The organism is Micromonospora sp. SD12 (assembly GCF_052068495.1).
Lineage (GTDB): Bacteria > Actinomycetota > Actinomycetes > Mycobacteriales > Micromonosporaceae > Micromonospora > Micromonospora echinofusca.
The window spans coordinates 110522-134165 of the sequence record NZ_JBQHDF010000005.1 but is presented as its reverse complement, the minus strand read 5'-3'; the positions used below and the strand labels follow the sequence as shown (position 1 = coordinate 134165).

Genomic DNA, 23644 nt, shown 5'->3' with positions numbered 1-23644 from the left:
TACCTCCGGGTCGTCACACGCGGCCGCCCGGCGGGTGCGGCGCCGCCCCAGAACCGGCCGAGGAGCGGACACATGACCGAGTGGTGGCTGTGGACGTACGTGGCCGCCATGGCGGGCGGGGTCCTGCTGTTCAGCCGGTGGCGCGCGGACCCGCGGGGAGTCCCGCGCAGCGAATACCGGGTGGCGATCGCGATCCCGCTCTGGTCCGGCTTCTGGTATCTCGTCATGGCGCTCGGCGGCGGGCGGGCGGAGGTGGCCGGCCACACGGTCTACTGGGCGCGGTACGTCGACTGGGTGGTCACCGCCCCGCTGCTGCTGGTGGCCCTGATGCTGACCGGGACGCACGCCCTGCCCGGACGCCGCTGGCGGTTGATGACCGCCCTCGTCGGGGCGAACGTGGTGGTGATCCTCAGCGGCCTGGCAGCCGATCTCACCGCGAGCGCCACATCCCGCTACGGCCTGTACGCGATCGGGATGCTGTCCCTGCTCGCGGTCTACGCCCTGGTCTGGGGGCCGCTGCGCGCCCACGCCCACCGCCAGCCGGAACGGATCGCGGCCGTCTACACGGAGGCCGCCCTTCTGCTCAGCGTGCTCTGGGCCGGTTACCCGCTGTTCTGGCTCCTCGGCCCGTCCGGGGTGGGCCTGCTCGGTTCCACCGCCACGAGCATGCTCTTCGTCGGGCTGTCCATCCTGTCGAAGGTGGGCTGGAGCATCGTCGATCTCAGCCGGCTACGCACCCTGTCCGACCGTGGTCACCTCACCGTCGTCTGATCCGGCCAGCGGGGTCGCCCCTCCGGTGCCGGTGGCCCAGGACCGGGCCCGGCTCCGACGCCGACAATCTTCCGCGTGTGGAAGCGCGGCGCCGGCGCAGCAGCCGGACCGGCTGCTGCGAGGTGCCGGGACCGCCTCGCAGCTCGCGCTCGGCGGGCTGCTGGCGCTGGCGCCGCTGATCGGCGCCGCCGGGCTCGGCGGCTCGCCGGCCTTCCTGATCGCGGGACTGCTCCTAGGGCTCCCGCACGGCGCGGTCGACCATCTCGTGCCCGCCTGGCTGTCGGCGCGCGCCCGGCCGCTGCCGGCCCGCGTGGCGCTGCTGGTGGTCTACACCGCCGTGGCCGGCGCCGGGCTGGTGGCCTTCCGGGCCGCGCCGGACCTGGCGCTGGTCGGGTTCCTCGTGGTGTCCATCGTCCACTTCGGCAGCGCCGACGTGGCGTTCCACGCCGAGCGGGACCGCCGGCCCGTGCGGCCGAGAGTGACGGCCGTGCTCGCGTACGGGGGACCGCCCGTGGTCGTTCCGTTGGCGCTCTGGCGGGACCAGGTCGACCCGGTGCTGGCCGCTGTCTCCCCCCGGGTCCCGGCCCTGATCGCCGTCGAGGTACGGGCACTGGCGTTGGCCACCGTGCTGTGCGCGGTCGTGCTCACCGCGATCCGGGAGGTCCGCGCCGGACGGCCGCGCGACGCCGTCCAGCCCCTCCTCCTCGTCGCACTGTTCGGCACCGTGCCGCCGGCCCTGGCCATCGGTGCGTACTTCGCGCTCTGGCACTCCTGCCGCCACGTCGCCCGGTTGCTGCGGCACGACCCACGCAACACCGCCGATCTGGCCGCCGGGCGGGTCGGACGGCCGCTGCGTCGCTTCGCCCGGCAGGCGGCGGCTCCCACGGTGCTCGCCGTCGTCGCCCTGATCGCCCTGGTCACCTGGCCCGGCCACCGGGCGGACCCGCTGCCCGCGACGTTCGCCGTACTGGCCGCGCTGACCCTCCCGCACGCGGTGCTGGTCGCCTGGACGGACCGACGCGGGTCCGGGCCCCCGTGCCGGGCGGGTGGCGGGCTGCTCCCCCGCCGGGACACCCGGCGCCGCAGTTGACCGGGCACCGGGCCCTGGTCACGTCCGCAGGGCGCCGGGGGCGTGCGGGGGGACGGCGGGGTGGCGCGGGGGAACCGGGGGCAGGCGACGGTACGGCGAGCCGACCGGCGGCCGCGGGTCCTCCTCGCCCTTGTTGGGCCAGAACGACATGGCCCGCTCCGCCTGGGCGGTGATGGTCAGCGACGGGTTCACCCCGAGGTTCGCCGACACCGCCGCCCCGTCGACCACGTGCAGCCCCGGGTGGCCGAAGACCCGGTGCCACGGGTCGATGACGCCGTCGGCCGGGGTGGCGCCGATCACCGCCCCGCCCAGGATGTGCGCGGTCAGCGGGATGTCGAACGGCTCGGTCAGCGCGCCGCCGGGCGTACCGCCGATCTCCTCGGCCAGCAGGCGCGCCGCCTCGTTGCCGGCCGGGATCCAGGTCGGGTTGGGCGCGCCGTGCCCCGGCCCGGAGACCAGGCGCCGGCCGAGCAGGCCCCGCCGCAGCCGGGTGGTCAGCGAGTTGTCCGCCGACTGCATGACCAGGGCGATCACCGTACGCTCCGACCAGCCGCGCACCGAGGCCAGCCGGGCCGCCGTGCCGGGCTGACGCAGCAGGATCCCCAGCCAGCGGCGTACCCGGTGCGGCCCGCCGTCGACCAGCAGCGACTGGAGCAGCCCCATCGCGTTGGAGCCCCGGCCGTAGCGGACCGGCTCGATGTGGGTCTGCGGGTCGGGGTGGAACGAGCTGGTGATCGCCACCCCCTCGGTGAAGTCCAGCCCCTGCTCGCGGGCCCGCCGGCGGGGCACCGAGGCGCCGAGGATCGCCTCCGAGTTGGTCCGGGTCAGCTCCCCGAGGCGGGGCGAGAGCGCGGGCAGCGCACCCTCCGCCCGCATGGAGTGCAGCAGCCGCTGGGTGCCGAGCGCGCCGGCGGCGAAGACCACCTGGTCGGCGTGGATCACCTGCCGTCGCGTACGCAGCCACGCCCCGGTACGCACGGTGTGCACGGCGTACCCGCCGCCGTCGACCGGGCGGACGGCGGTGACCGTGGTCAGCGGGTGCACCCGCGCGCCCAGCCGCTCGGCCAGCCAGAGGTAGTTCTTGACCAGCGTGTTCTTCGCGCCCTGCCGGCAGCCGGTCATGCACCCCCCGCAGTGCGTGCAGCCGGTGCGCTCCGGCCCCGCGCCGCCGAAGTACGGGTCGGCGGCCCGCCGGCCGGGGCTGCCGATGAACACGCCGACCGGGGTGGCGTGGTAGGTGTGCCCCACCCCCATCCGGTCGGCCACCGCCCGCATCGCCCGGTCCGCGCGGGTGACCAGCGGGTACGTGGTGGCGCCGAGCATCCGCTTCGCCTGGTCGTAGTGGCGGGCCAGCTCGTCGCGCCAGTCGGTGACGTCCCGCCACTGCGGGTCGTCGTAGAAGGCGTCCAGCGGCTCGTAGAGCGTGTTGGCGTAGACCAGCGAGCCGCCGCCGACCCCGGCGCCGGAGAGCACCAGCACGCCGCCGCCGGCCTTCCGGTCGGCCGGGCGCAGCAGGGTGAGCCGCTGGAGGCCGTAACAGCCGAGGCGCGGCGCCCACAGGAACCGCCGCAGCCGCCAGGAGGTCTGCGGGAACTCGTCGTCGGCGAAGCGCCGGCCGGCCTCCAGCACCCCGACGGAGTAGCCCTTCTCCGCCAGCCGCAGCGCGGTGACGCTGCCGCCGAAGCCGGACCCGATGACGAGCACGTCGTACCGCATGACCGCATCATTACCGCTCAGTAGCCATCGCGCCAGCGCCCGTTTTCGCGGGATCATGCACGCGGTCCGCGATCCGGAGGCGCCCGCCCGCAACTCGGTGCCCCCGTCCGGACGTTGTCAACACGGGGGTGTCGCATGACGGAGCGGACAGGGGCACCGCGCCCGCGCTGGATGCTGGGGCTGGCCGTCCTCGCGGCCGTGGTCCTGGTGGCCGTGGGCACGCTGGTGGTGACCCGGCTCGTCCGCGACGACGGGCCGCAGCGCGGCGCCGGGCCGACGGCCGCCACCGGGACGCCGCAGGCGAGCCCCACGCCCAGCCCGAGCCCGACCGTGCCGCCGGGCGCCGGCATCACCGGCCCGCTCAACCTCCTGCTCGTCGGGGTGGACACCCGGGTCAGCGTGCCGGGCTGGGAGCCGCACGGCGACGCCGTACTGGTGCTGCACGTGCCGAAGGGTCTCGACCGCGCGTACCTCTTCTCCCTCCCCCGCGACCTGCTGGTCGACATCCCGGCCTTCCCGAAGGCCGGCTACCGCGGCGGGAAGACCAAGCTCACCCACGCGATGAGCTACGGCAGCCGGGTGCCCGGCAAGCCCAAGCAGCCGAGCACCGCCCAGGGGTACGAGCTGCTGCGCAGCACGGTCAGCGGCTACACCGGGCTGCGCTTCGACGCCGGCGCGGTGCTCACCTTCAACGGCTTCGACCGGCTCGTGGACAGCCTGGGCGGGGTGGACATCTACGTCGACCAGCGGGTGGTCTCGCTGCACCGCCGCCCCGACGGTCGGCACCGGGAGCCCGCGCCGGGCGGCGGCGGCTACGTCGGTCCGCAGATGGTGTACGAGAAGGGCGAGCGCCACCTCACCGGCTGGCAGGCGCTGGACTACGCGCGGCAGCGCTACGTCACCGGCGGCGGCTACGCCCGGCAGCGCCACCAGCAGCAACTGATCAAGGCGATGGCCACGAAGATCCTCGACGAGAACCTGGCCCGGCAGCCGGAACGCGTCCAGCAGGTGGTCGACGCGCTCGGCGACACCCTGGTCTACGCGGGCGGGCCGCGCGTCGTCGACGTGGCGTACGCCCTCGGCGGGCTCACGCCGGAGAGGTTCGTGCTGGTCGACCTGCCCGGCGCGGGCGTGGGGCGGGGCAGCGCCTACCGGGGCGAGGAACTCACGTCGACGGGGCGGAAGTTCCTCACGGAGCTGCGCGCCGGCCGGGCGGACGCCTACCTGGCCGCCAACCCGAAGCTGCGCATCACGCGCTGACCGCCGTCACCGGCGCTCGGGGCGGGCGGACACCGTCACCGGCGCTCAGGGCGGGCGGGGCGCTCGGTGCCGTACAGCCACGCCTCGAAGAGGTCGTCGAGCTGCTCACCCGAGACCCGCTCGGCCAACGCGACGAACTCGGCCGTGGTCGCGTTCGCGTCACGCTTCTGCGCCGCCCAGGTCTTCAGGATCTCGAAGAACGCCTTGTCGCCGACGGTCACCCGCAGGGCGTGCACCGTCATGCCGCCGCGCTCGTAGACCGACTCGCTGAACAGGTTCGCCGCCCCCGGCTCGCCCGGCGGCGTACGCCAGACCTGGCCGGACGAGCCGGCGTAGCGGACGTCGAACGCCTGCTGGGCGGTACGCCCGCCGTCGTGCTCGGCCCACAGCCACTCCGCGTACGTGGCCAGGCCCTCGTTGAGCCAGATGTCCTGCCACTTCGCCAGCGACACGCTGTTGCCGAACCACTGGTGCGCCAGCTCGTGGGCCACCACGCCGGTGTTCTCGCCCCGGGAGAAGAAGCTCGCGCCGTAGACCGGGCGGCTCTGCGTCTCCAGCGCGTACCGGATCCGGTCGTCGGCGACCACCACGCCGCCGTACGCCCCGACCGGGTACGGCCCGAACACGCTCTCCAGGTAGTCGGCCACCTCGACCGTGTCGGCGATCGACCGGTCCGCCGCGCCCTTCGGCAGGTCCGTGGTGATCGCGTGGAACACCGGCCGTCCCTTGTGCTCGCCCTCGGTGATCCGGAACCTGCCGATGACCACGGTGCTCAGGTAGCTCGCCATCGGGCTGCGCTCGGCCCACTTCCAGGTGGTCCAGCCGCCGGTCGTGCTCTTCCCCGCCGGCACGCCGTTGCTGACCGCCGTCAGCCCCTCCGGCACGGTGATCTCGAAGTCGTACGTGGCCTTGTCCGAGGGGTGGTCGTTGACCGGGAACCAGGTGCTCGCCGACTCGGGCTGCCCGAGGGCGATGGCCCCGTCCTCGGTGTGCAGGAAGCCACCGACGCCGAGGGCCTCGTTGCGCAGCGGCTCCGGCTCGCCCTCGTACACGATCTCGGCGACGAAGCCGTTGCCGGCGATCAGGCCGCGGGCCGGCGTGACGACCAGCTCGTCGCCCTTGCGGCCGTGCTTCGCCGGGGCCCCGTCCACCGTCACGGACCGCACGGTCAGCCCGGCCAGGTCCAGGTTGAACGCGGACAGGTCGCTGGTCGCCGCCGCCTGCACGGTGGTGGTACCGCTCAGGCGGTCCTCCGCCGGGTCGTAGCGCACCTTGACGGTGTAGCGGCTGACGTCGTACCCGCCGTTGCCGTAGGTCGGGAAGTACTCGTCGCCCGCGCCGGCCGCCCCGGGGCTGAACTGGCGCGACACACCGGGCGAGGCGGCGGCCGGGGTCGGTGCCGGCGTCGGCTCGTCGGCCGACCCGCACGCGGTCAGCCCGAGCGTCCCGGCCAGCAGCAGGCCGATGCCCGCACACAGCGTCCGCCGCGACAGCGTCATCGCCTCGCCCCTCCCTGCGCCGCCGGCTGCCCCACCGGCCACGCCCTAGCGGACCCGCGCCCGGCGGGTGCCGCTCGCCCGGGTCGGCGGCGCGGAGGCGGCCGGCGCGAACCGGGCGGTGCGGCGCCGGGGTCCGGCGGCAGCCTACCGAGCGTCGCCGGAGGCCCGGACCCTGCCCGCCCGGCTCAGGGCAGCGCGGGGGCGGTGCCGCCGACGAGCCAGGCGTCGAAGACCGGGCGCAGGGGCCGCCCGGCGACCCGCTCGGCCAGCGCGACCAGGTCGTCGGTGGTGGCGTTGCCGTCGCGTCGCTCGGCGGTCCAGGTCCGCAGGATGCGGAAGAACGTGTCGTCGCCGACCGTACGGCGCAGGGCGTGCACGGCCAGCGCGCCACGCTTGTAGACGGCCGCACCGAACAACCGGGACCGTCCCGGGTCGACGGACGGACGGGACCAGTCGGTGGCGGCGTACTCCAGCTCGAAGTTGCGCTGCGCGGTGCGACCGCCGTCGTGCTCCTCCCACAGCCACTCCGCGTAGCTGGCGAAGCCCTCGTTGAGCCAGATGTCGCTCCACCGGCTCAGCGCCACGCTGTTGCCGAACCACTGGTGGGCCAGCTCGTGCGCGACCACGCCCAGGTTGGGCCGGCCGCCGCGGAAGAACCCCGGCCCGTAGACCGGCCGCGACTGCGTCTCCAGCGCGTAGCCGACCCGGGGGTCGGTGACCACGACGCCGCCGTAGGAGTCGAACGGGTACGGCCCGAACCGGGTGGCCAGGAAGTCGGCGATCTCGCCCGTGCGGGCCAGCGAGGCCGCCTCCGGCCCGGTCGCCGGCAGGCTCGCCGGCACCGCCGTGACCATCGGCCTGCCGGCGTGCGTGCCGCTGTGCACCCGGTAGTCGCCGATCACCAGGGTCGTCAGGTAGCTGGCCATCGGCGCGCGCTCGGCCCAGCGCCAGGTCGTCCAGCCGTCGGCGCTCGTCCGTTGCCCCGGCACCCCGTTGCTCAGCGCGGCCAGCCCCTCCGGGACGGTCACCTCGATGTCGTACGTGGCCTTGTCGGACGGGTGGTCGTTGACCGGGAACCAGGTGGCCGCCGACCAGGGCTGGCCGAGCGCGATCGCGCCGTCGGCGGTGTGCAGGAAGCCGCCGCTGCCGAGCTGCCCGTCGGCCTTCGCCGCCGGCACGCCGGAGTAGTCCACCTCGACGGTGAACCGGGCGCCCCGGGAGAGCCCGTCGCGCGGGGTGACCACCAGCTCGTCGCCGTCGCGGGCGGACCCGGCCGGCCGGCCGTCGACGGCCACCCGCGACACGTCCAGCCCGGCGAGATCCAGGTTGAACCGGGACAGCGCCGCGGTCGCGGTGGCCGTGAGCGTGGCCCGCCCCGAGAGCCGGTCGGTCGCCGGGTCGTAGCGCACGGCGAGGCGGTATCCCGCGACGTCGTAGCCGCCGTTGCCGGCCCCCGGCACGTACGGGTCGGCGAGGTCGGCCGCTCCCGGCCGGAAGTCGCCCCGCTCCTCGCCGCCGTCGGTGCAGGCCGCGAACACCAGCGCCGCGACGACGGCGACGGCGAGCGCGGGACGGATCCGACGGCGGGTACGACGCACCGGCCGAGCCTATCGGCGCGGCCGGTGCGGGTGGTGCTGCTTGCGCAGGTCAGCGGTCGAGGACCAGGCCGACCTTCTGGAACTCCTTGAGGTCGCGGTAGCCGCACTTGGCCATCGCGCGGCGCAGGCCGCCGAAGAGGTTGAGCTGGCCGTCCGGCTCGTCGGCCGGACCGAAGAGCAGCTGCTCCATCGAGCCGAGCGGGTCGCCGGCGGTCTCGAACGCGCCCCGGGGCAGCGACGGGTGGCTGGCGGCGGAGTGCCACCAGGCGCCACCGGCCGGTGCCTCGGCGCAGAGCGACAGCGGCTCGCCGAGCATCACCGCGTCGGCGCCGCAGCCGAGGGCCTTGGCGATGTCGCCCGAGGTCTGGATGTCGCCGTCGGCGATCAGGTGCACGTACCGGCCACCGGTCTCGTCGAGGTAGTCCCGGCGGGCGGCCGCCGCGTCGGCGATGGCGGTCGCCATCGGCACCCGGATGCCCAGCACCGACTCGGTGGTGGACCACTCGTCGCCGCCGATGCCGACGATCACGCCGGCCGCACCCGTACGCATCAGGTGCAGCGCGGTCTTGTAGTCGGTGCAGCCGCCGACGACGACCGGGAGGTCCAGGTCGGCGATGAACTCCTTGAGGTTGAGCGGCTCGTCGGTGGTCGAGACGTGCTCGGCGGAGACGATGGTGCCCTGGATGACCAGGATGTCCACGCCGGCGTCGAGGATCACCGGGGCCAGCGCCAGGGTGTGCTGCGGGGAGACCCGAACCGCCACCGTGCCGCCGCCGGCGCGCAGCTCGCGGACCCGCTCGGCGATCAGGTCGGGGCGGATCGGCTCCGCGTACACCTCCTGGAGCCGCTTGGTGGTGCGGGCGTCCTCGTCGAGCCCGGACAGCTCCTCCAGGACCTTGGTCGGGTTCTCGTAGCGGGTCCACAGGCCCTCGACGTTGAGCACGCCGAGACCGCCCAGCTGGCCGAGCCGGACGGCGGAGGCCGGGCTCATCGTCGCGTCCGAGGGGTGCCCGACGCACGGGATGCCGAACTGGTAGGCGTCGAGCTGCCAGGCGGTGGAGACGTCGTCGACGTCCCGGGTCCGGCGGCTCGGCACGATGGCGATGTCGGCCAGGTGGTAGCCGCGCTGCGCGGTCTTGCCCAGCCCGATCTCGACCACGTCACGCATGGGGGACTCCAGTTGTCGCAGGGGGATGGTCAGCGGGAGTGGTAGTTGGGCGCCTCGACCGTCATCTGGATGTCGTGCGGGTGGCTCTCCTTGAGCCCGGCCGCCGTGATCCGGATGAGCTGACCGCGGCGGTGCAGCTCGGGGATGCTCTCCGCGCCGACGTAGCCCATCGCCGCGCGCAGCCCGCCGGTGAGCTGGTGGGCGACCGCGGACAGCGGGCCCCGGTAGGGCACCTGGCCCTCCACGCCCTCGGGGACCAGCTTGTCCTCGGCCAGCACGTCCTGCTGGAAGTAGCGGTCCTTGGAGTAGGACTTGCCCTGGCCCCGGGACTGCATCGCACCGAGCGAGCCCATGCCCCGGTAGGCCTTGTACTGCTTGCCGTTGATGAAGATCAGTTCGCCGGGGCTCTCCTCGCAGCCGGCCAGCAGGCTGCCCAGCATCACCGTGTCGGCGCCCGCGACGAGCGCCTTGGCGATGTCGCCCGAGTACTGGATGCCGCCGTCGCCGATCACCGGGACGCCGGCCGGCCGCGCGGCCCGCGCGGCCTCCATGATCGCGGTGATCTGCGGCACGCCCACCCCGGCGACGATCCGCGTGGTGCAGATCGCGCCCGGGCCGACGCCGACCTTCACGCCGTCGGCGCCCGCCTCGACCAGCGCCTTCGCGCCGGCGTAGGTGGCGACGTTGCCGCCGACGATGTCGATCGTCACGTCCTTCTTGAGCTGGGCGACCATCTCCAGCACCGCCCGCTGGTGGCCGTGGGCGGTGTCCACGATCAGCACGTCGACGCCCGCGTCGACCAGCGTCCGGGCCCGCTTGTACGCGTCGTCGCCCACCCCCACGGCGGCGGCGACCCGCAGCCGGCCGGCGTCGTCCTTGGTGGCGTTCGGGTACTGCTCGCTCTTGGTGAAGTCCTTGACCGTGATCAGCCCGCGCAGTCGGCCCGAGTCGTCGACGATCGGCAGCTTCTCGACCTTGTGGCGGCGCAGCAGGTCGAGGGCGTCGTCCTTGCTCACCCCGACCGGGGCGGTGACCAGCGGGGTGCGGGTCATGATCTGGTGGACCGGGGTGGCCGGGTCGGAGACGAACCGCATGTCGCGGTTGGTGACGACGCCGACCAGCTGACCCTCGCCGTCCACGACGGGCACGCCGGAGATGCGGTAACGCCCGCAGAGGGAGTCGACGTCGCGCAGCGTGTCGTCGGGGCTGGCGGTCACCGGGTTGGTGATCATGCCGGACTCGGAGCGCTTCACCAGGTCGACCTGGAGCGCCTGGTCCTCCAGGGAGAGGTTGCGGTGCAGCACGCCGATGCCGCCCTGGCGGGCCATGGCGATCGCCATCCGGGCCTCGGTCACCGTGTCCATCGCGCTGGAGAGCAGCGGGATCGACAGGTTGATGTTGCGGGTCAGCTTCGTCACGGTGTTGACCCGGCTGGGCACCACGTCCGACTCGCCCGGCTGGAGCAGCACGTCGTCGAAGGTCAACCCGAGCGGAACCACCCGGGCGGAGCCGGCGGGCAGCTCCGGCAGGTGGCCGCCCAGCTCGCCGTTGTCGGCGCCGGCCGGAAGATCGGTGCTGGGCGAAAATTCCACGATTGCTCCCCTGAGCTGGTCGTACGGGCTTCAGTGAGGTGGCGCGGGCGGGCACCGGCACACGCCGGGTGACGGGCGCGTCGTCCCATCGTACCCACCGGCCCGGGCCGTCCCCGGCCGGTGGCGGCCCAGGTCACCGGTAGCCGGGGGCGGACGCGGCCCGGGCGTTGGGTCTACGGTGAGGGGGTGCACGACGAGCCCATCGACCCCTTCAACGGCGACCCGGCCGATCCGGCCGCCGGCCTGCACGATCCGGGCGACGACGCCCCACTCGACCCGCTGACCGACGTCGAGCGACAGGACGTGCTGGAGGATCTCGCCGACCTGGAGATCTACCAGGCGCTGTTGGCGCCGATCGGGGTGCGCGGGCTGGTCATCGAGTGCGAGGACTGCCGGGAGCCGCACTACTTCGACTGGGACCTGCTGCGGGGCAACCTGCGCCACCTGCTCAGCTCGGGGCGTCCCCGAGTGCACGAGCCGGCCTACGACCCCGACCCGGACCACTACGTCACCTGGGACTACGCCCGCGGCTACGCCGACGGGGTGCACGACACGCTGACCGAGGGCACCGACGAGGAGCCCGAGCCCGAACGCTGAGGCGGGCCGGGGCCGCATCGGGTGGGCTCAGCCCGCCGCCCGGCTCCGCGCGCCGAGGACTTCCGGCCGGCCGTACGGCTCGGGCCACCCGCCCCGTTCCGCGCGCCCGGGCCTTCCGGGGGGCCGTACGGCTCAGGCCACCAGGCCGGCGCGGAAGCCGGCCGCCACGGCGTGGGCGCGGTCCCGCGCGCCGAGCTTGCGGAACAACCGCCGGGCGTGGGTCTTCACGGTGTCCTCCGAGACGAACAGCTCGCGCCCGATCTCGGCGTTGCTCTTGCCCTCCGCCATGCCCAGGAGCACCTGGAGCTCGCGTTCGGTCAGCCCGACCTGGGACCGGCCGCCGCGCTGACCGGGCCCGCCCCGCCGTCCAGCGGGCGCGGCCTCGGCCGGCTCCTCGGCGGCCTCGGCGGGGTCGTCGCCGCGCTGCGCCGGCACCACCGTCGGCGCGCCGCTGGAGCCGTCGGGGGACGTCGCCGACCAGGTGGGGCCGGGCTCGGCCGGTGCGCGCTTGGCCGTCGCGGTCCGGGCGGGACCGCCGACCGCGGCGGTGTCCCGGGCCGGGTCGGTGACCGCGCGCCGGGCCGGCCGTCCGGGCGAGGAGAGCAGCAGCAGGGCCTTGGCGACCGCGCTGGTCAGGTCGTGGTCGACGCCCTGGATCAGGCCCCGGGCGCCCGCGCTGATCGTGGCCGCGGCCGCCTCGGACTCCTCCGTGCCGAGCAGCAGCACGGAGGCCTGCGGCGCGCGGGCGAGCACCCGCCGGACGAAGCCCGCGCTGTCCGGCCGGGTGAGGGCGGTGTCCGCGAGCACCACGTCGGCCGGGCGCTCGGCCAGCCGCAACATCACCTCGGGATCGGAGACGGCCGTCCGCACCACGGCGGACAAACCGAGCCGTGCCGCCGCGGACGCGAGATGCTGCGCCGCGAGCGGTGTCCGAACGCACACGAGAACCGTACGCACAGTGGTCTCCTCTCCGCCCAAGAGCAGACCATGGCCGGGTCGGGTCGCGAGGGGGTTCCGGCAATCCTCCGAACTTTTCCGACAAGTGGGGCATATGCCACCGATTGCCGGAAGTTTTCGATCACAGGTGTGTGAGCCGGCGACCGCCCGGGTACTCCAGGCTCAGGCCGGAAACGGCGCGCCTGCGCGGACCGTCGCCCGGACGCCGATTCACCAGGATCTGCGCGGTGCCGCGCGGGAGGAGGGGTGCTGATGTCGAACGTACGCAGACTGCCCGGACCCATCGTCGACCTCTGGGACTGGCAGCGACTCGGTGCCTGCCGGGGCCGGGACAGCGCGCAGTTCTTCCACCCGGACGGCGAGCGCGGCTCGTCCCGCCTGCGCCGGGAGTCCGGCGCCAAGGCCGTCTGCCGCGCCTGCCCCGTACGGGCCGAGTGCGCCGCCCACGCCCTCGCCGTCCGCGAGCCGTACGGCGTGTGGGGCGGGTTCAGCGAGTCGGAGCGGCTGCGCCTGCTCGCCGTGGGCTGGGAGGACCTGGCCGACCGCCGCCAGAGCCGGGTCGACGTGGCCCGACTGGAGGCCCGCCTGGGCCAGCCGCACCGGTCGACCGTCCCCGCCCAGCGCAAGATCGCCTGAGCCGGCCGCCCTCGAAGACCACACCGACGCCGCGTCCCCGCCCGGGGGCGCGGCGTCGCGGCGTTCCCGGCCGCGCGCGGGCACCATCCCCGGACGGCGCCACGGTCTTGCTCAACGCACCGTGACGGTGACGGTGTGCCAGCCGGTGGCGCCGTCCGGGGCGACCGCCTGGCGCCGCCCGGTCTGCGTCTCGCCGGTGACGTCGGTCGCCCGGACGGCGAGGGTGTGCTCCCCCGGGGTGGCGTCCCACCGCCACGACCACTGGACCCAGGTGTCCACCGAGACCACGGGCGCCAGCTCCGCCTCGCGCCACGGCCCGTCGTCGACGCGTACCTCGACGCGGCTGATGCCACGGTGCTGCGCCCAGGCCACCCCGGCCACGGTGACGGCACCGGCGGTGAGCCGGTTGCGCGGGCGGGGGGTGTCGATGCGCGACTGGGTCTTCACGGGCCCCTGCGCCGACCAGCCGCGCGGCACCCAGTACGCGTCGAAGTCCGCGAAGCTGGTCAGCTCCAGCTCGGTGATCCACTTGCAGGCCGACACGTACCCGTACAGGCCGGGCACCACCATCCGCGCCGGGAAGCCGTGCTCCACCGGCAGCGGCTCGCCGTTCATCCCCACCGCCAGCAGCGCGTCGCGCCCGTCCCGGAGCACGGCGGTCGGCGTGCCACAGGTCCAGCCGTCCACCGAGCGGCCGACGACCTGGTCGGCGCCCTCCTGCGGCTCCGCCTCGTCGAGCAGTTCCCGGATCGGCACGCCCAGCCAGCGCGCGTTGCCCACGAGGTCCCCACCCACCTCGTTGGAGACGCAGGCGAGGGTGACGTACCGCTCGACCATCGGGCGGGCGAGCAGGTCGGCGAAGCTCAGCTCGATCTCGTTGCGTACCCGGCCGTGGATGCGCAGCCGCCAGCTCTCCGGGTCCACCTGCGGCACTACCAGGGCGGTGTCGATCCGGTAGAAGCCGAGGTTCGGCGTGACGTAGGGCGCGAGCTGGGTCAGCGACAGGTCCGCCCCCGCCGGCACCGTCGGGGCGGGCGCCACCGGGGCGGGTAGCACGACGGCCTCGCGGGCCGCCGACACGCCCCGCCGGCCGGCGAGCCAGCGACCGCCCAGCCCGGCCACCCCGGCAGCGCCGACCAGCACCCCGGCCCCGGTCAGGAACCGCCGCCGCGACGCCGGGTCGCTGGGCTCCAACGGCTGCGGAGGCGCTGTGGCAGCCGGCGGCGTGGGCCTCTCGGCGGCCGGCGGCACGGGCCCGTCGGCGGGCAGCGGCGTGGCCCTCTCGGCGGGCGGCGGCGCGGGCGGGGACCAGGGCCAGGGGTCGAGTTCGAGCGGGCCGGCGACGAAGGCCCAGAGCACCGCCGCGCCGAGCACCGCGCCGAGCAGCGAGGGCAGCGCGTCGGCGGGGCCGGCGCCGGCCCGGGTCACGGCGGCGGCCACGCCGAGGGCGGCGAAGGCGGCGATGCCGGCGAGGCCGATCGCCAGCCGGCGCCGGGACAGCATGCCGAGCAGCGCGGCGAAGGCGGCGAGCAGCAGGCCCGTCCCGACCAGCAGGGCGATCTTGTCGTACGTGCCGAAGAGGGCGATGCCGAGCTGTTTGAGCGGCTCGGGCACCGTGTCGACCACGAGCCCGCCGACGGCGACCAGCGGCGCCGAACGGGGGCCGGTCAGCACCGCCACCAGTTCGGCGGAGCCGATCGCCACCGCGGCGGCGGTGACCCCGGCCAGGGCGGCGTAGCCGCGTGTCGTACTGCTCATCGGGCCAGTGTTTCCGATGCACCGGACGGCCGGTAGTCGCGTCGGTGCCCACAAGGGCGTCGGGGCGCACCGTCACGCGGACGGTGCGCCCCGACGAGGCGTACGGCGAGGGTCAGAAGCCCGGGCCGTGCTGGTGGCCGTGACCGTGGCCGTGGCCGTGCCCACCGGCGGCGGCCGGCTCGGCCTTCTCCGGCTTCTCCACCACGAGGCTCTCCGTGGTGAGCAGCAGGCCGGCGATCGACGCGGCGTTGGTGACCGCGTTGCGGGTCACCTTCACCGGGTCGAGGATGCCGGCCTTCGCCAGGTCGACGTACTCGCCGGTGGCGGCGTCGAGGCCGTGGCCCCACTCCTTGCCGGCGACCTTGTTCACGACGACGTAGCCGTCGTGGCCGGCGTTCTGGGCGATCCAGCGCAGCGGCTCGACCAGCGCCTTGCGCACGATCGAGACGCCGACCTTCTCGTCACCGGTGAAGCCGAGGTCGTCGTCGAGCGCCGGCAGGATCTGCACCAGGGCGGCGCCGCCGCCCGGGACGGTGCCCTCCTCGACCGCGGCCTTGGTGGCGGCGATCGCGTCCTCGATGCGGTGCTTGCGCTCCTTCATCTCGACCTCGGTCGCGGCGCCGACCTTGATGACCGCGATGCCGCCGGAGAGCTTGGCCAGCCGCTCGGCGAGCTTCTCGCGGTCCCAGTCGGAGTCCGAGGCCTCGATCTCCTTGCGGATCTGCGCGACCCGGTCGGCGACCTCGCTGGACTTGCCGCCACCGTCGACGACCGTCGTGTTCTCCTTGTCGACCACGACGCGCCGGGCGGTGCCGAGCACCTCCAGGCCCACCTGGTCGAGCTTGTAGCCCAGCTCGGGCGCGACCAGCTCGGCGCCGGTGAGGATCGCCATGTCCTGGAGCATCGCCTTGCGCCGGTCACCGAAGCCGGGGGCCTTGACCGCGCAGACCTTGAGGGTCTTGCGGATCGAGTTGACCACCAGCGTCGACAGCGCCTGGCCGTCGACGTCCTCGGCGATGATCAGCAGGGGCTTGCTGTTCTGGAGGACCTTCTCCAGCAGCGGCAGCAGCTCCTCGATCGCCGAGATCTTCTGGGTCGTGATCAGGATGTACGGGTCCTCCAGGACCGACTCCTGCGACTCCATGTCGGTGACGAAGTTCGGCGAGATGAAGCCCTTGTCGAACTGGAGACCCTCGGTCACGTCCAGCTCTGTGTGCAGGGCGGAGCCCTCCTCGACGGTGATGACACCGTCGCGGCCGACCTTCTCCATCGCCTCGGCGATCAGCTCGCCGATCGTGGCGTCCTGCGCGGAGATCGTCGCGACGTGCGCGATCGACTTCTTGTCGGCGACGTCGACCGCGCGGCCGAGCAGCGCCTCGGAGACCTTGGCGGCCGCCGCGTCGATGCCCCGCTTGAGGCCGGCCGGGTTGGCGCCGGCCGTGACGTTGCGCAGGCCCTCGCGGACCATCGCCTGGGCCAGCACGGTGGCGGTGGTGGTCCCGTCGCCGGCGACGTCGTTGGTCTTGGTCGCCACCTCCTTGACCAGCTGCGCACCGAGGTTCTCGTAGGGGTTGGTGAGCTCGATCTCCTTGGCGATGGTCACGCCGTCGTTGGTGATCGTGGGCACACCGAACTTCTTGTCCAGGACGACGTTGCGCCCGCGCGGGCCGAGGGTGACCTTGACCGCGTCCGCGAGGGCGTTGACACCGTGCTCGAGCAGGTGCCGGGCGTCGTCCGAGAAGCTCAGGATCTTCGCCATGAATGTCCCTTCGAAGCGACGTCGCCCCGGCCCGGCGAGCCGGACCGGGGCGACGACACTGATCGGTTGCTTACTTCTCGATGACCGCGAGGACGTCGCGGGCGGAGAGCACCAGGTACTCCTCGCCGGCGTACTTGACCTCGGTGCCGCCGTACTTCGAGTAGAGGACGGTGTCGCCGACCTTCACGTCGACCGGCACGCGGTTGCCCTTGTCGTCGATCCGGCCCGGGCCGACAGCGAGGACGGTGCCCTCCTGCGGCTTCTCCTTGGCGGTGTCGGGGATCACGATGCCGGAGGCGGTGGTGGTCTCGGCCTCGTTCGCCTGGACCACGATGCGGTCCTCGAGCGGCTTGATCGCAACCTTGGTCGCGGTAGTCACGGGCATACCCTCCTGGGGTACTGGTTTCGTTACCGGTCGGCGAGCCGACCGGCGTCAATCTGCCACATGCCACCGGGCGGGGCCGTCGTCGCGGGTGCCGGTCCGCCTGGCGTTCAGCGTCCGGGCCACGAGGCCCGGAAGCTGGCACCCTCAGGGCGAGAGTGCTAATCGCAGGTTATTCCTCGGCTAGCACTCCGTCAAGGAGAGTGCCAACCCGCCGCCCGGCGCGTCGGGTCCGACGACCACAATGACCGGGTGGATCTCGACCAGCTCGCCGCCCTGCGTACGCCCGAGGGGTCGGCCGCGCTCGACGCCGCCGCGCGGGTGGCCGGCGGCGACCCGCTGACCGCGGCGGCCGCGCTCCGCTCGGCCGGGCTGCCGGCCGGGCTGGCGTCGGCCGCGCTCACCCAGGCCGAGCTGCGGCGCCGGGCGGTCGGTAAGTTCGGGCCGGCCGCTACGGGCATGTTCCTCACCCGGGCCGGGCTGGAGCAGGCCACCCGGGGGGTCGTCGCGGCGCGGCGGGCCGACCGGTTGCGGGTCGCCGGGGTGCGCACCCTCGCCGACCTCGGCTGCGGCCTCGGCGCGGACGCGCTCGCCGCCGCCCGCGCCGGCATCCGGGTGTACGGCGTGGAGGCCGACCCGGTGACCGCCGCGATGGCCGCCGCGAACGCCGAGGCGGCCGGGCTGGCCGAGCTGTTCACCGTGGAGTGCGGCGACGCCACGGCGTTCGACGTGGACCGGGTCGACGGGGTGTTCTGCGACCCGGCGCGGCGCAGGGCGGGCACCGGGCGACGGATCTTCGACCCCAACGCCTACTCCCCGCCCTGGGACTTCGTGGTCGGGCTGGCCCAGCGGGTGCCGCACACGGTCGTGAAGGTGGCCCCCGGCATCGACCACGCGCTGGTCCCGGCGGGCGCGGAGGCCGAGTGGGTGAGCGTCGACGGCGACCTGGTCGAGGCGGCCCTGTGGTGCGGCGAGCTGGCGCGGGTCCCCCGCCGGGCCACCGTGCTACGCGGCAGGGCAGGGCTTCCGGCCGACGCCCCCGGCGCGGCGGCGGAGGCCTCCGCCCGACCGGCCGGCCCCGGCGGCTGCCACCAGCTGACCGGCTCCGGCGTCGCCGAGGCCGCCGTCGGTCCGCCGCGCCGCTTCCTGTACGACCCGGACCCGGCGGTCGTCCGCGCGCATCTGGTCGCGGAGCTGGCGGACGTCCTGGGCGCGACGCTGGCCGACCCGAGCATCGCCTACCTCTACGCGGACGCCCCGACGCCGACGCCGTTCGCCCGCTGCCTGGAGGTCACCGACGTGCTGCCGTTCTCGCTCAAGCGGCTGCGGTCGCTGCTGCGGGAGCGTCGGGTCGGGCGGGTGGAGATCCTCAAGCGCGGGTCGGCGCTGGAGCCGGAGAAGCTCCGGCGGGACCTGCGGCTGGCCGGGGACGAGCCGGCCAGCCTGGTGCTGACCCGGGTCGCCGGGGCGCCGACGGTGCTGCTCTGCCGACCGGTCGGGTAGCGCGCGAGAGGGTGGGTGCCGGTGTCGTCGACCGCCCGGCGCTTTCGGCTCGCGGGTCGCGCGGGGTCGGGTTAGCTTGACCGTCATGGCGGGACAGGGCACTCCGGCGACCGCGCTGCTGACGAAGCGGAAGATCGCCCACACCACCCATCCGTACGACGTCTCCCCCGATGCGCCGAACTACGGCGCGCTGGTCGCGGCGGCGCTGGGGGTGCCGCCGGAGCGGGTGTTCAAGTCGCTGGTCGCCGAGGTCGACGGCGCGCTGACGGTGGCGGTCGTGCCGGTCACCGGCGAGCTGGACCTCAAGGCGCTCGCGGCGGCGGTCGGCGGCAAGCGGGCCGCGATGGCCGACCGGGCGGTGGCCGAACGGGCAACCGGCTACGTACGCGGCGGGATCAGCCCACTCGGGCAGCGGCGGCGGCTGCCGACCGTGCTCGACTCGTCGGCGCTCGACCATCCCACCGTCTACGTCTCGGCGGGCCGGCGCGGGCTCCAGCTCCAGCTCGCCCCGCAGGATCTGGTGGCGCTCACCGGGGCGGTCACGGCCCCGCTGGCCGCCCACTGAGCTGCGCCGCTCCGGCGCGCGCCGGGAGAGCGCTCCCCGGTGGACGTCGGCCGGGTGTCAGGGACGTTGCTGAATTGTTACCGCCGACAACAAACTCGCGACCTCGGTGGTCTTGTGCCCACGGCGCGAAGCGGAATACGTTGCCGGACACAACAAAACAACATCATCCCCCACCCCCGAAAGGACCCTGCTGATGCGCAAGGGCTTCCTCACCTTCGCCGCTGTGGGCCTGCTGGCCACCGGCGGCCTGACCGCCTGCGGCGACGACTCCGGTTCCGAGGCCGGCGGCTCCACCGAGAAGAAGCCGAAGATCGGCGTGATCCTGCCGGACAGCAAGTCCTCCGCCCGCTGGGAGGGCGCGGACCGCAAGTTCCTGGAGGAGGCGTTCAAGGCCGCCGGCGTCGACTACGACATCCAGAACGCCCAGGGCGACAAGACGGCGTTCCAGACCATCGCCGACCAGATGATCACCAACGGCGTGACCGCCCTGATGATCGTCAACCTGGACTCCGGCACCGGCAAGGCCGTGCTCGACAAGGCCAAGTCCCAGGGTGTGGCCACGATCGACTACGACCGGCTCACGCTGGGCGGCTCGGCCACCTACTACGTCAGCTTCGACAACGAGGCCGTCGGCAAGCTCCAGGGCGAGGGCCTGAGCAAGTGCCTCACCGACAAGGGCGTCAAGAACCCGGTGGTGGCATACCTCAACGGCTCGCCGACCGACAACAACGCCACCCTGTTCAAGAACGGGTACGACTCGGTGCTCAAGCCGAAGTTCGACTCGAAGGAATACACCAAGGGCCCGGACCAGAACGTTCCGGAGTGGGACAACACCCAGGCGGCCACGATCTTCGAGCAGATGCTCACCCAGCAGCGGGGCAAGATCGACGGCGTGCTCGCCGCCAACGACGGCCTCGGCAACGCGGCCATCTCGGTGCTGAAGAAGAACAAGCTCAACGGCAAGGTCCCGGTGACCGGCCAGGACGCCACCCCGCAGGGGCTGCAGAACATCCTCGCCGGCGACCAGTGCATGACCGTCTACAAGGCGATCAAGGAGGAGGCGAAGGCCGCCTCGGACCTGGCCATCGCGGTGGCCAAGGGTGAGAAGAAGGAGACCGGCCAGACGGTCAAGGACCCGGAGGGCGGCCGGGACGTCCCGGCGGTCCTGCTGACCCCGAAGCTGATCTTCAAGGAGAACGTCAAGGACGTCATCGCCGACGGCTTCGTCACCAAGGACGAGGTCTGCGCCGGGGCGTACGCCAAGCTCTGCGCCGACGCCGGCATCAGCTGACCCGTACCCGATTCCACGCGCACGCCGCCCGGCACGGACCCTGTGCCGGGCGGCGGTTCGCGCCGGACGGGATCCGAGACCTCCCCTCCACCTGAAGGAGCCCCCGTGTCCGCAACCCCCCTGCTGGAACTACGCGGGATCGACAAGAGCTTCGGTCCCGTCCAGGTCCTGCGCGACGTCGCCTTCTCCGCCCACCCGGGCGAGGTCACCGCGTTGGTCGGCGACAACGGCGCCGGCAAGTCGACCCTCGTCAAGTGCATCAGCGGCATCTACCCCACCGACGCCGGCGAGTTCCACTTCGACGGCCGGCCCGTGACCATCCACAGCCCCCGCGACGCCGCCGCGCTCGGCATCGAGGTCGTCTACCAGGACCTCGCGCTCTGCGACAACCTCGACATCGTGCAGAACATGTTCCTCGGCCGGGAGAAGCGCAGCGGCATCGTGCTCGACGAGCCGACCATGGAGCAGATGGCCGCCGACACCCTCGCCGGGCTGAGCGTACGGACCGTGAAGTCGCTGCGGCAGCACGTCTCCAGCCTCTCCGGCGGCCAGCGCCAGACCGTCGCGATCGCCAAGGCCGTGCTCTGGAACAGCAGGCTCGTCATCCTCGACGAGCCGACCGCCGCGCTCGGCGTCGCGCAGACCGCCCAGGTGCTCGAACTGGTCCGCCGGCTCGCCGACAACGGCCTGGCCGTGGTGCTCATCTCGCACAACATGAACGACGTCTTCGCCGTCTCCGACCGGATCGCCGCGCTCTACCTCGGCCAGATGGTCGCCCAGGTGAAGACCACCGACATCACCCACTCGCAGGTGGTCGAGCTGATCACCGCCGGCCGCTCCGGCGGGCACGGGCTCGCCGCCGAGCCGGCCAACGGCGGCAACGGGCACGGCGCGGAGCCGGCCGACAGCAACCCAGGAGGCGTCCGATGACCACCACCGTCGTGCACAAGGACGGCCCGGCGGCCGCCACACCGCCACCCACCCTCGGCAGCCACGTCCGCAACTACGTCAGCCGGGTACGCGGCGGCGACATCGGTGCGCTGCCCGCCGTACTCGGTCTGGTCGTGCTCTGCACGGTCTTCTCGATCATGCGGCCGTCCTTCCTCACCGCCGGCAACTTCGCCAACCTGTTCACCCAGGGCGCCGCTGTCACGCTGATCGCGATGGGGCTGGTCTTCGTCCTGCTGCTCGGCGAGATCGACCTCTCCGCCGGCTTCGCCAGCGGGGTCTGCGCCGCCATCCTCGCCAACGTCGTCACCGTGCTCGGCTACCCGTGGTACGTGGCCGTGCTCGCCGCCCTCGTCACCGGCGTGGCGATCGGCACCACCCTCGGCTTCCTGGTGGCGAAGATCGGCATCCCGTCCTTCGTGGTGACCCTCGCCGGGTTCCTCGCCTTCCAGGGCATCGTGCTGATGCTCATGGAGGAGGGCACCAACATCTCGGTCCGCGACGAGGTGCTGGTGGCCATCGCCAACCGCAACCTCCCGCCCGTCCTGGGCTGGCTGCTGGCCGCCGTGGCGGTCGCCGGCTACGCGGCCGTGCAGTTGCTCCGGCACCGTAAGCGGGCCGCCCGGGGCCTGACGACCGACCCGATCGCGGTGGTGTTCGCCCGGATCGGCGGGCTGGCGCTCGTCCTCGGCGCGGCGGTCTTCATCCTCAACCTGGAGCGCAGCCGCAACGTCGTGATCAGCTCCCTCAAGGGCGTGCCGATCGTGGTGCCGATCATCGCCCTGCTGCTGATCTTCTGGACCTTCGTGCTCCAGCGCACCAGCTACGGCCGGCACGTCTATGCCGTGGGCGGCAACAAGGAGGCGGCGCGCCGGGCGGGCATCAACGTGGACCGCATCCGCATCTCGGTCTTCGTGATCTGCTCCTCGATGGCGGCCGTCGGCGGCATCGTCGCCGCCAGCCGGGCCAACTCGGTGGACCCGAACACGGGTGGCAGTAACGTACTGCTCTACGCGGTCGGCGCGGCGGTCATCGGAGGCACCAGCCTCTTCGGCGGCAAGGGCCGGGTGCTCGACGCCGTCCTCGGTGGCGCGGTCGTCGCGGTCATCGACAACGGGATGGGCCTGATGGGATACAGCTCGGGGGTGAAGTACGTGGTCACCGGCGTGGTGCTGCTGCTCGCCGCGAGCGTGGACGCGTTCTCCCGCCGGCGCTCCACCGCCACCGGCAACCGTTGACCGCGCGGCACCGGAAGTGACGACGGCGATGCGCGCAGGACCGAGCCAGGACGAGATCCGTCGGCAGAACCTGGGCGCGTTGCTGCGCTACGTGCACGTGCACGGGGCCACCACCCGCGCCGAGCTCACCACCGCGCTCGGGCTCAACCGCAGCACCATCGGAGCGCTGACCGCCGACCTGGCCGGCGCCGGGCTGGTCAGCGAGGGGACGCCGAAGGAGACCGGCCGGGCCGGACGACCGTCGCTGGTCGTCCGGCCCGAGTCGGACCGGGTGCACGCGTACGCGTACAGCATCGAGGTGGACCGGCTGCGGGCCGCGCGGATCGGTCTGGGCGGCGCGGTGCTCGACCGCCGGGAGCTGGACCGCCCCCGCGGTCTGACCGCCGCGGAGGCCGCCCCGCTGCTGGCCGGGGCGGTCAAGGAGATGCAGCAGAGCGCGCCGGCGGACGCCGTCTGCGTCGGCGCGGGCGTCACCGTCTGCGGCATGGTCCGGCGCGACGACGGGCTGGTCCGGCTGGGCCCGACCACCGGGTGGGTGGACGAGCCGATCGGCGCGGCGCTCGGCGCCGAGCTGGGCTGCGACGTACCCGTCACCGTGGGCAACGTGGCCGACGTGGCGGCCTTCGCCGAGCACGCCCGGGGCGCGGCCGCCGGCTGCGACAACGTCATCTACCTGTACGGGGACGTGGGCGTCGGCGCCGGCATCATCGCCGGCGGGCGCCGGCTGACCGGGCACGGCGGCTATGGCGGCGAGGTCGGCCACATGGTGGTCGTCCGGGACGGCGCACCCTGCGAGTGCGGCTCCCGGGGCTGCTGGGAGACCGAGATCGGGGAGTACGCGCTGCTGCGTGCGGCCGGCCGCTCCGACGCGCGGGGCCGCGACGCGCTGCTGGCCGTCTTCGACGCCGCCGACCGGGGCGACCTGCGGGCCCAGACGGCGGTACGCCAGGCCGGCGACTGGCTCGGCTTCGGGGTGGCGAACCTGGTGAACATCTTCAACCCGGAGATGGTCATCTTCGGCGGCGGCATGCGGGACCTCTACCTCGCGTCGGCGGCCCAGGTGCGCAGCCGGCTCAACTCGGTCGCCCTGCCCGCCTGCCTGGAGCACGTCCGACTGCGTACCCCGATACTCGGCGACGACGCGGCGCTGATCGGCGCCGCCGAGCTGGCCTTCGAACGCCTGCTCGCCGACCCCCTCGACGCCGGCTGACCGGTCCCGCCCCCCGGCCCGGAAGCGCCGTCCCGCCCTCGGCCCTGAGGCACCGTCCCGCCCCCGGTCCCGGAGCGCGGCGGGGCCGGTCCGGTGAACCGATCGG

Annotated in this window: 19 protein-coding genes and 2 pseudogenes; 12 read left to right on the top strand and 9 right to left on the bottom strand. The window is 73.8% G+C overall.

Going from position 1 to position 23644, the window contains the following annotated elements; translation table 11 throughout:
• Nucleotides 1-72 precede the first annotated feature (72 nt).
• Nucleotides 73-771, top strand: a complete 699-nt coding sequence (locus tag ACTMS2_RS12895) for a bacteriorhodopsin (protein ID WP_441175566.1) — start codon at nt 73-75, stop codon at nt 769-771.
• Nucleotides 749-1861 carry a Brp/Blh family beta-carotene 15,15'-dioxygenase gene (locus ACTMS2_RS12890; protein ID WP_441175565.1) on the top strand — a complete coding sequence of 371 codons (1113 nt, stop codon included), beginning with the start codon at nt 749-751 and terminating at the stop codon, nt 1859-1861. Before ACTMS2_RS12895 ends, ACTMS2_RS12890 begins: the two co-directional genes overlap by 23 nt.
• Before the next feature lie 18 nt (nt 1862-1879).
• On the opposite strand, the gene ACTMS2_RS12885 is transcribed toward ACTMS2_RS12890, so the two are convergent.
• Complete coding sequence (locus ACTMS2_RS12885; RefSeq protein WP_441175564.1) at nt 1880-3577, bottom strand: FAD-dependent oxidoreductase; 1698 nt, start codon at nt 3575-3577, stop codon at nt 1880-1882.
• A gap of 135 nt (nt 3578-3712) precedes the next feature.
• Here ACTMS2_RS12885 and ACTMS2_RS12880 point away from each other — a divergent pair, with 135 nt between their 5' ends.
• The gene (locus ACTMS2_RS12880; RefSeq protein WP_441175563.1) at nt 3713-4837 is read left to right on the top strand and encodes an LCP family protein; all 1125 of its coding nucleotides are present in this window, start codon (nt 3713-3715) and stop codon (nt 4835-4837) included.
• 35 nt (nt 4838-4872) lie between these two features.
• Here ACTMS2_RS12880 and ACTMS2_RS12875 read toward each other — a convergent pair whose 3' ends face one another.
• The 4 genes from ACTMS2_RS12875 to guaB form a co-directional block, all read right to left on the bottom strand.
• Entirely contained in the window at nt 4873-6336 is a 1464-nt protein-coding gene (locus ACTMS2_RS12875; protein WP_441175562.1) for a M1 family metallopeptidase, read from the bottom strand.
• A gap of 185 nt (nt 6337-6521) precedes the next feature.
• Nucleotides 6522-7934: a M1 family metallopeptidase gene (locus tag ACTMS2_RS12870; RefSeq protein ID WP_441175561.1), complete on the bottom strand. Its 1413-nt coding sequence runs from the start codon at nt 7932-7934 to the stop codon at nt 6522-6524.
• Between the two features lie 49 nt (nt 7935-7983).
• A complete protein-coding gene (locus ACTMS2_RS12865) occupies nt 7984-9102 on the bottom strand; it encodes a GuaB3 family IMP dehydrogenase-related protein (RefSeq protein WP_441175560.1) in 1119 nt (372 codons plus the stop codon).
• 29 nt (nt 9103-9131) lie between these two features.
• Nucleotides 9132-10694: an IMP dehydrogenase gene (guaB, locus tag ACTMS2_RS12860; protein WP_441175559.1), complete on the bottom strand. Its 1563-nt coding sequence runs from the start codon at nt 10692-10694 to the stop codon at nt 9132-9134.
• 186 nt (nt 10695-10880) lie between these two features.
• On the opposite strand from guaB, the gene ACTMS2_RS12855 reads away from it, so the two are divergent.
• Nucleotides 10881-11291 carry a DUF5319 domain-containing protein gene (locus ACTMS2_RS12855; RefSeq protein WP_363894221.1) on the top strand — a complete coding sequence of 137 codons (411 nt, stop codon included), beginning with the start codon at nt 10881-10883 and terminating at the stop codon, nt 11289-11291.
• Nucleotides 11292-11423: 132 nt separating this feature from the next.
• Here the strand turns inward: ACTMS2_RS12855 and ACTMS2_RS12850 are convergent, their stop codons facing one another.
• Nucleotides 11424-12248, bottom strand: a complete 825-nt coding sequence (locus ACTMS2_RS12850) for a response regulator transcription factor (protein ID WP_441175558.1) — start codon at nt 12246-12248, stop codon at nt 11424-11426.
• A gap of 252 nt (nt 12249-12500) precedes the next feature.
• Between ACTMS2_RS12850 and ACTMS2_RS12845 the strand changes: the two genes are divergently transcribed.
• A complete protein-coding gene (locus ACTMS2_RS12845; RefSeq protein WP_089003203.1) occupies nt 12501-12884 on the top strand; it encodes a WhiB family transcriptional regulator in 384 nt (127 codons plus the stop codon).
• 111 nt (nt 12885-12995) lie between these two features.
• Here ACTMS2_RS12845 and ACTMS2_RS12840 read toward each other — a convergent pair whose 3' ends face one another.
• From ACTMS2_RS12840 to groES, 3 genes are all read right to left on the bottom strand, one after another.
• The gene (locus tag ACTMS2_RS12840) at nt 12996-14642 is read right to left on the bottom strand and encodes a molybdopterin-dependent oxidoreductase (RefSeq protein WP_441175557.1); all 1647 of its coding nucleotides are present in this window, start codon (nt 14640-14642) and stop codon (nt 12996-12998) included.
• 112 nt (nt 14643-14754) lie between these two features.
• Nucleotides 14755-16401, bottom strand: coding sequence for a chaperonin GroEL (gene groL, locus ACTMS2_RS12835; RefSeq protein ID WP_441175556.1), 1647 nt, complete (start codon nt 16399-16401; stop codon nt 14755-14757).
• Between the two features lie 70 nt (nt 16402-16471).
• On the bottom strand, nt 16472-16786 hold the full coding sequence (gene groES / locus ACTMS2_RS12830; RefSeq protein ID WP_088998427.1) for a co-chaperone GroES: 315 nt from the start codon (nt 16784-16786) through the stop codon (nt 16472-16474).
• Nucleotides 16787-17242: 456 nt separating this feature from the next.
• Between groES and ACTMS2_RS12825 the strand changes: the two are divergent.
• The 7 genes and pseudogenes from ACTMS2_RS12825 to ACTMS2_RS12795 form a co-directional block, all read left to right on the top strand.
• Nucleotides 17243-17479, top strand: a pseudogene (locus ACTMS2_RS12825) (methyltransferase domain-containing protein); the annotation flags it as partial.
• Nucleotides 17480-17872: 393 nt separating this feature from the next.
• Nucleotides 17873-18286: pseudogene (locus tag ACTMS2_RS12820) on the top strand (THUMP-like domain-containing protein); the annotation flags it as partial.
• A gap of 85 nt (nt 18287-18371) precedes the next feature.
• Complete coding sequence (gene ybaK / locus ACTMS2_RS12815) at nt 18372-18851, top strand: Cys-tRNA(Pro) deacylase (protein WP_441175555.1); 480 nt, start codon at nt 18372-18374, stop codon at nt 18849-18851.
• Nucleotides 18852-19044: 193 nt separating this feature from the next.
• Nucleotides 19045-20142 carry a sugar ABC transporter substrate-binding protein gene (locus ACTMS2_RS12810; protein WP_441175554.1) on the top strand — a complete coding sequence of 366 codons (1098 nt, stop codon included), beginning with the start codon at nt 19045-19047 and terminating at the stop codon, nt 20140-20142.
• A 105-nt stretch (nt 20143-20247) separates the two neighbouring features.
• A complete protein-coding gene (locus ACTMS2_RS12805) occupies nt 20248-21072 on the top strand; it encodes an ATP-binding cassette domain-containing protein (RefSeq protein ID WP_441175553.1) in 825 nt (274 codons plus the stop codon).
• Complete coding sequence (locus ACTMS2_RS12800) at nt 21069-22328, top strand: sugar ABC transporter permease (RefSeq protein WP_441175552.1); 1260 nt, start codon at nt 21069-21071, stop codon at nt 22326-22328. The genes ACTMS2_RS12805 and ACTMS2_RS12800 overlap by 4 nt, the downstream gene beginning before the upstream one ends.
• A 28-nt stretch (nt 22329-22356) precedes the next feature.
• On the top strand, nt 22357-23538 hold the full coding sequence (locus ACTMS2_RS12795) for an ROK family protein (protein ID WP_441175551.1): 1182 nt from the start codon (nt 22357-22359) through the stop codon (nt 23536-23538).
• Nucleotides 23539-23644 lie beyond the last annotated feature (106 nt).

Excerpts from the sequence above, each read along its gene's own strand:
- ACTMS2_RS12885 (WP_441175564.1), bottom strand. The coding sequence starts at position 3,577 with ATGCGGTACGACGTGCTCGTCATCGGGTCCGGCTTCGGCGGCAGCGTC.
- ACTMS2_RS12880 (WP_441175563.1), top strand. The coding sequence starts at position 3,713 with ATGACGGAGCGGACAGGGGCACCGCGCCCGCGCTGGATGCTGGGGCTG.
- ybaK (WP_441175555.1), top strand. The coding sequence starts at position 18,372 with ATGGCGGGACAGGGCACTCCGGCGACCGCGCTGCTGACGAAGCGGAAG.
- ACTMS2_RS12895 (WP_441175566.1), top strand. The coding sequence starts at position 73 with ATGACCGAGTGGTGGCTGTGGACGTACGTGGCCGCCATGGCGGGCGGG.
- ACTMS2_RS12845 (WP_089003203.1), top strand. The coding sequence starts at position 12,501 with ATGTCGAACGTACGCAGACTGCCCGGACCCATCGTCGACCTCTGGGAC.
- ACTMS2_RS12810 (WP_441175554.1), top strand. The coding sequence starts at position 19,045 with ATGCGCAAGGGCTTCCTCACCTTCGCCGCTGTGGGCCTGCTGGCCACC.
- ACTMS2_RS12875 (WP_441175562.1), bottom strand. The coding sequence starts at position 6,336 with ATGACGCTGTCGCGGCGGACGCTGTGTGCGGGCATCGGCCTGCTGCTG.
- ACTMS2_RS12800 (WP_441175552.1), top strand. The coding sequence starts at position 21,069 with ATGACCACCACCGTCGTGCACAAGGACGGCCCGGCGGCCGCCACACCG.
- ACTMS2_RS12795 (WP_441175551.1), top strand. The coding sequence starts at position 22,357 with ATGCGCGCAGGACCGAGCCAGGACGAGATCCGTCGGCAGAACCTGGGC.
- ACTMS2_RS12840 (WP_441175557.1), bottom strand. The coding sequence starts at position 14,642 with ATGAGCAGTACGACACGCGGCTACGCCGCCCTGGCCGGGGTCACCGCC.
- ACTMS2_RS12865 (WP_441175560.1), bottom strand. The coding sequence starts at position 9,102 with ATGCGTGACGTGGTCGAGATCGGGCTGGGCAAGACCGCGCAGCGCGGC.
- groL (WP_441175556.1), bottom strand. The coding sequence starts at position 16,401 with ATGGCGAAGATCCTGAGCTTCTCGGACGACGCCCGGCACCTGCTCGAG.
- groES (WP_088998427.1), bottom strand. The coding sequence starts at position 16,786 with ATGCCCGTGACTACCGCGACCAAGGTTGCGATCAAGCCGCTCGAGGAC.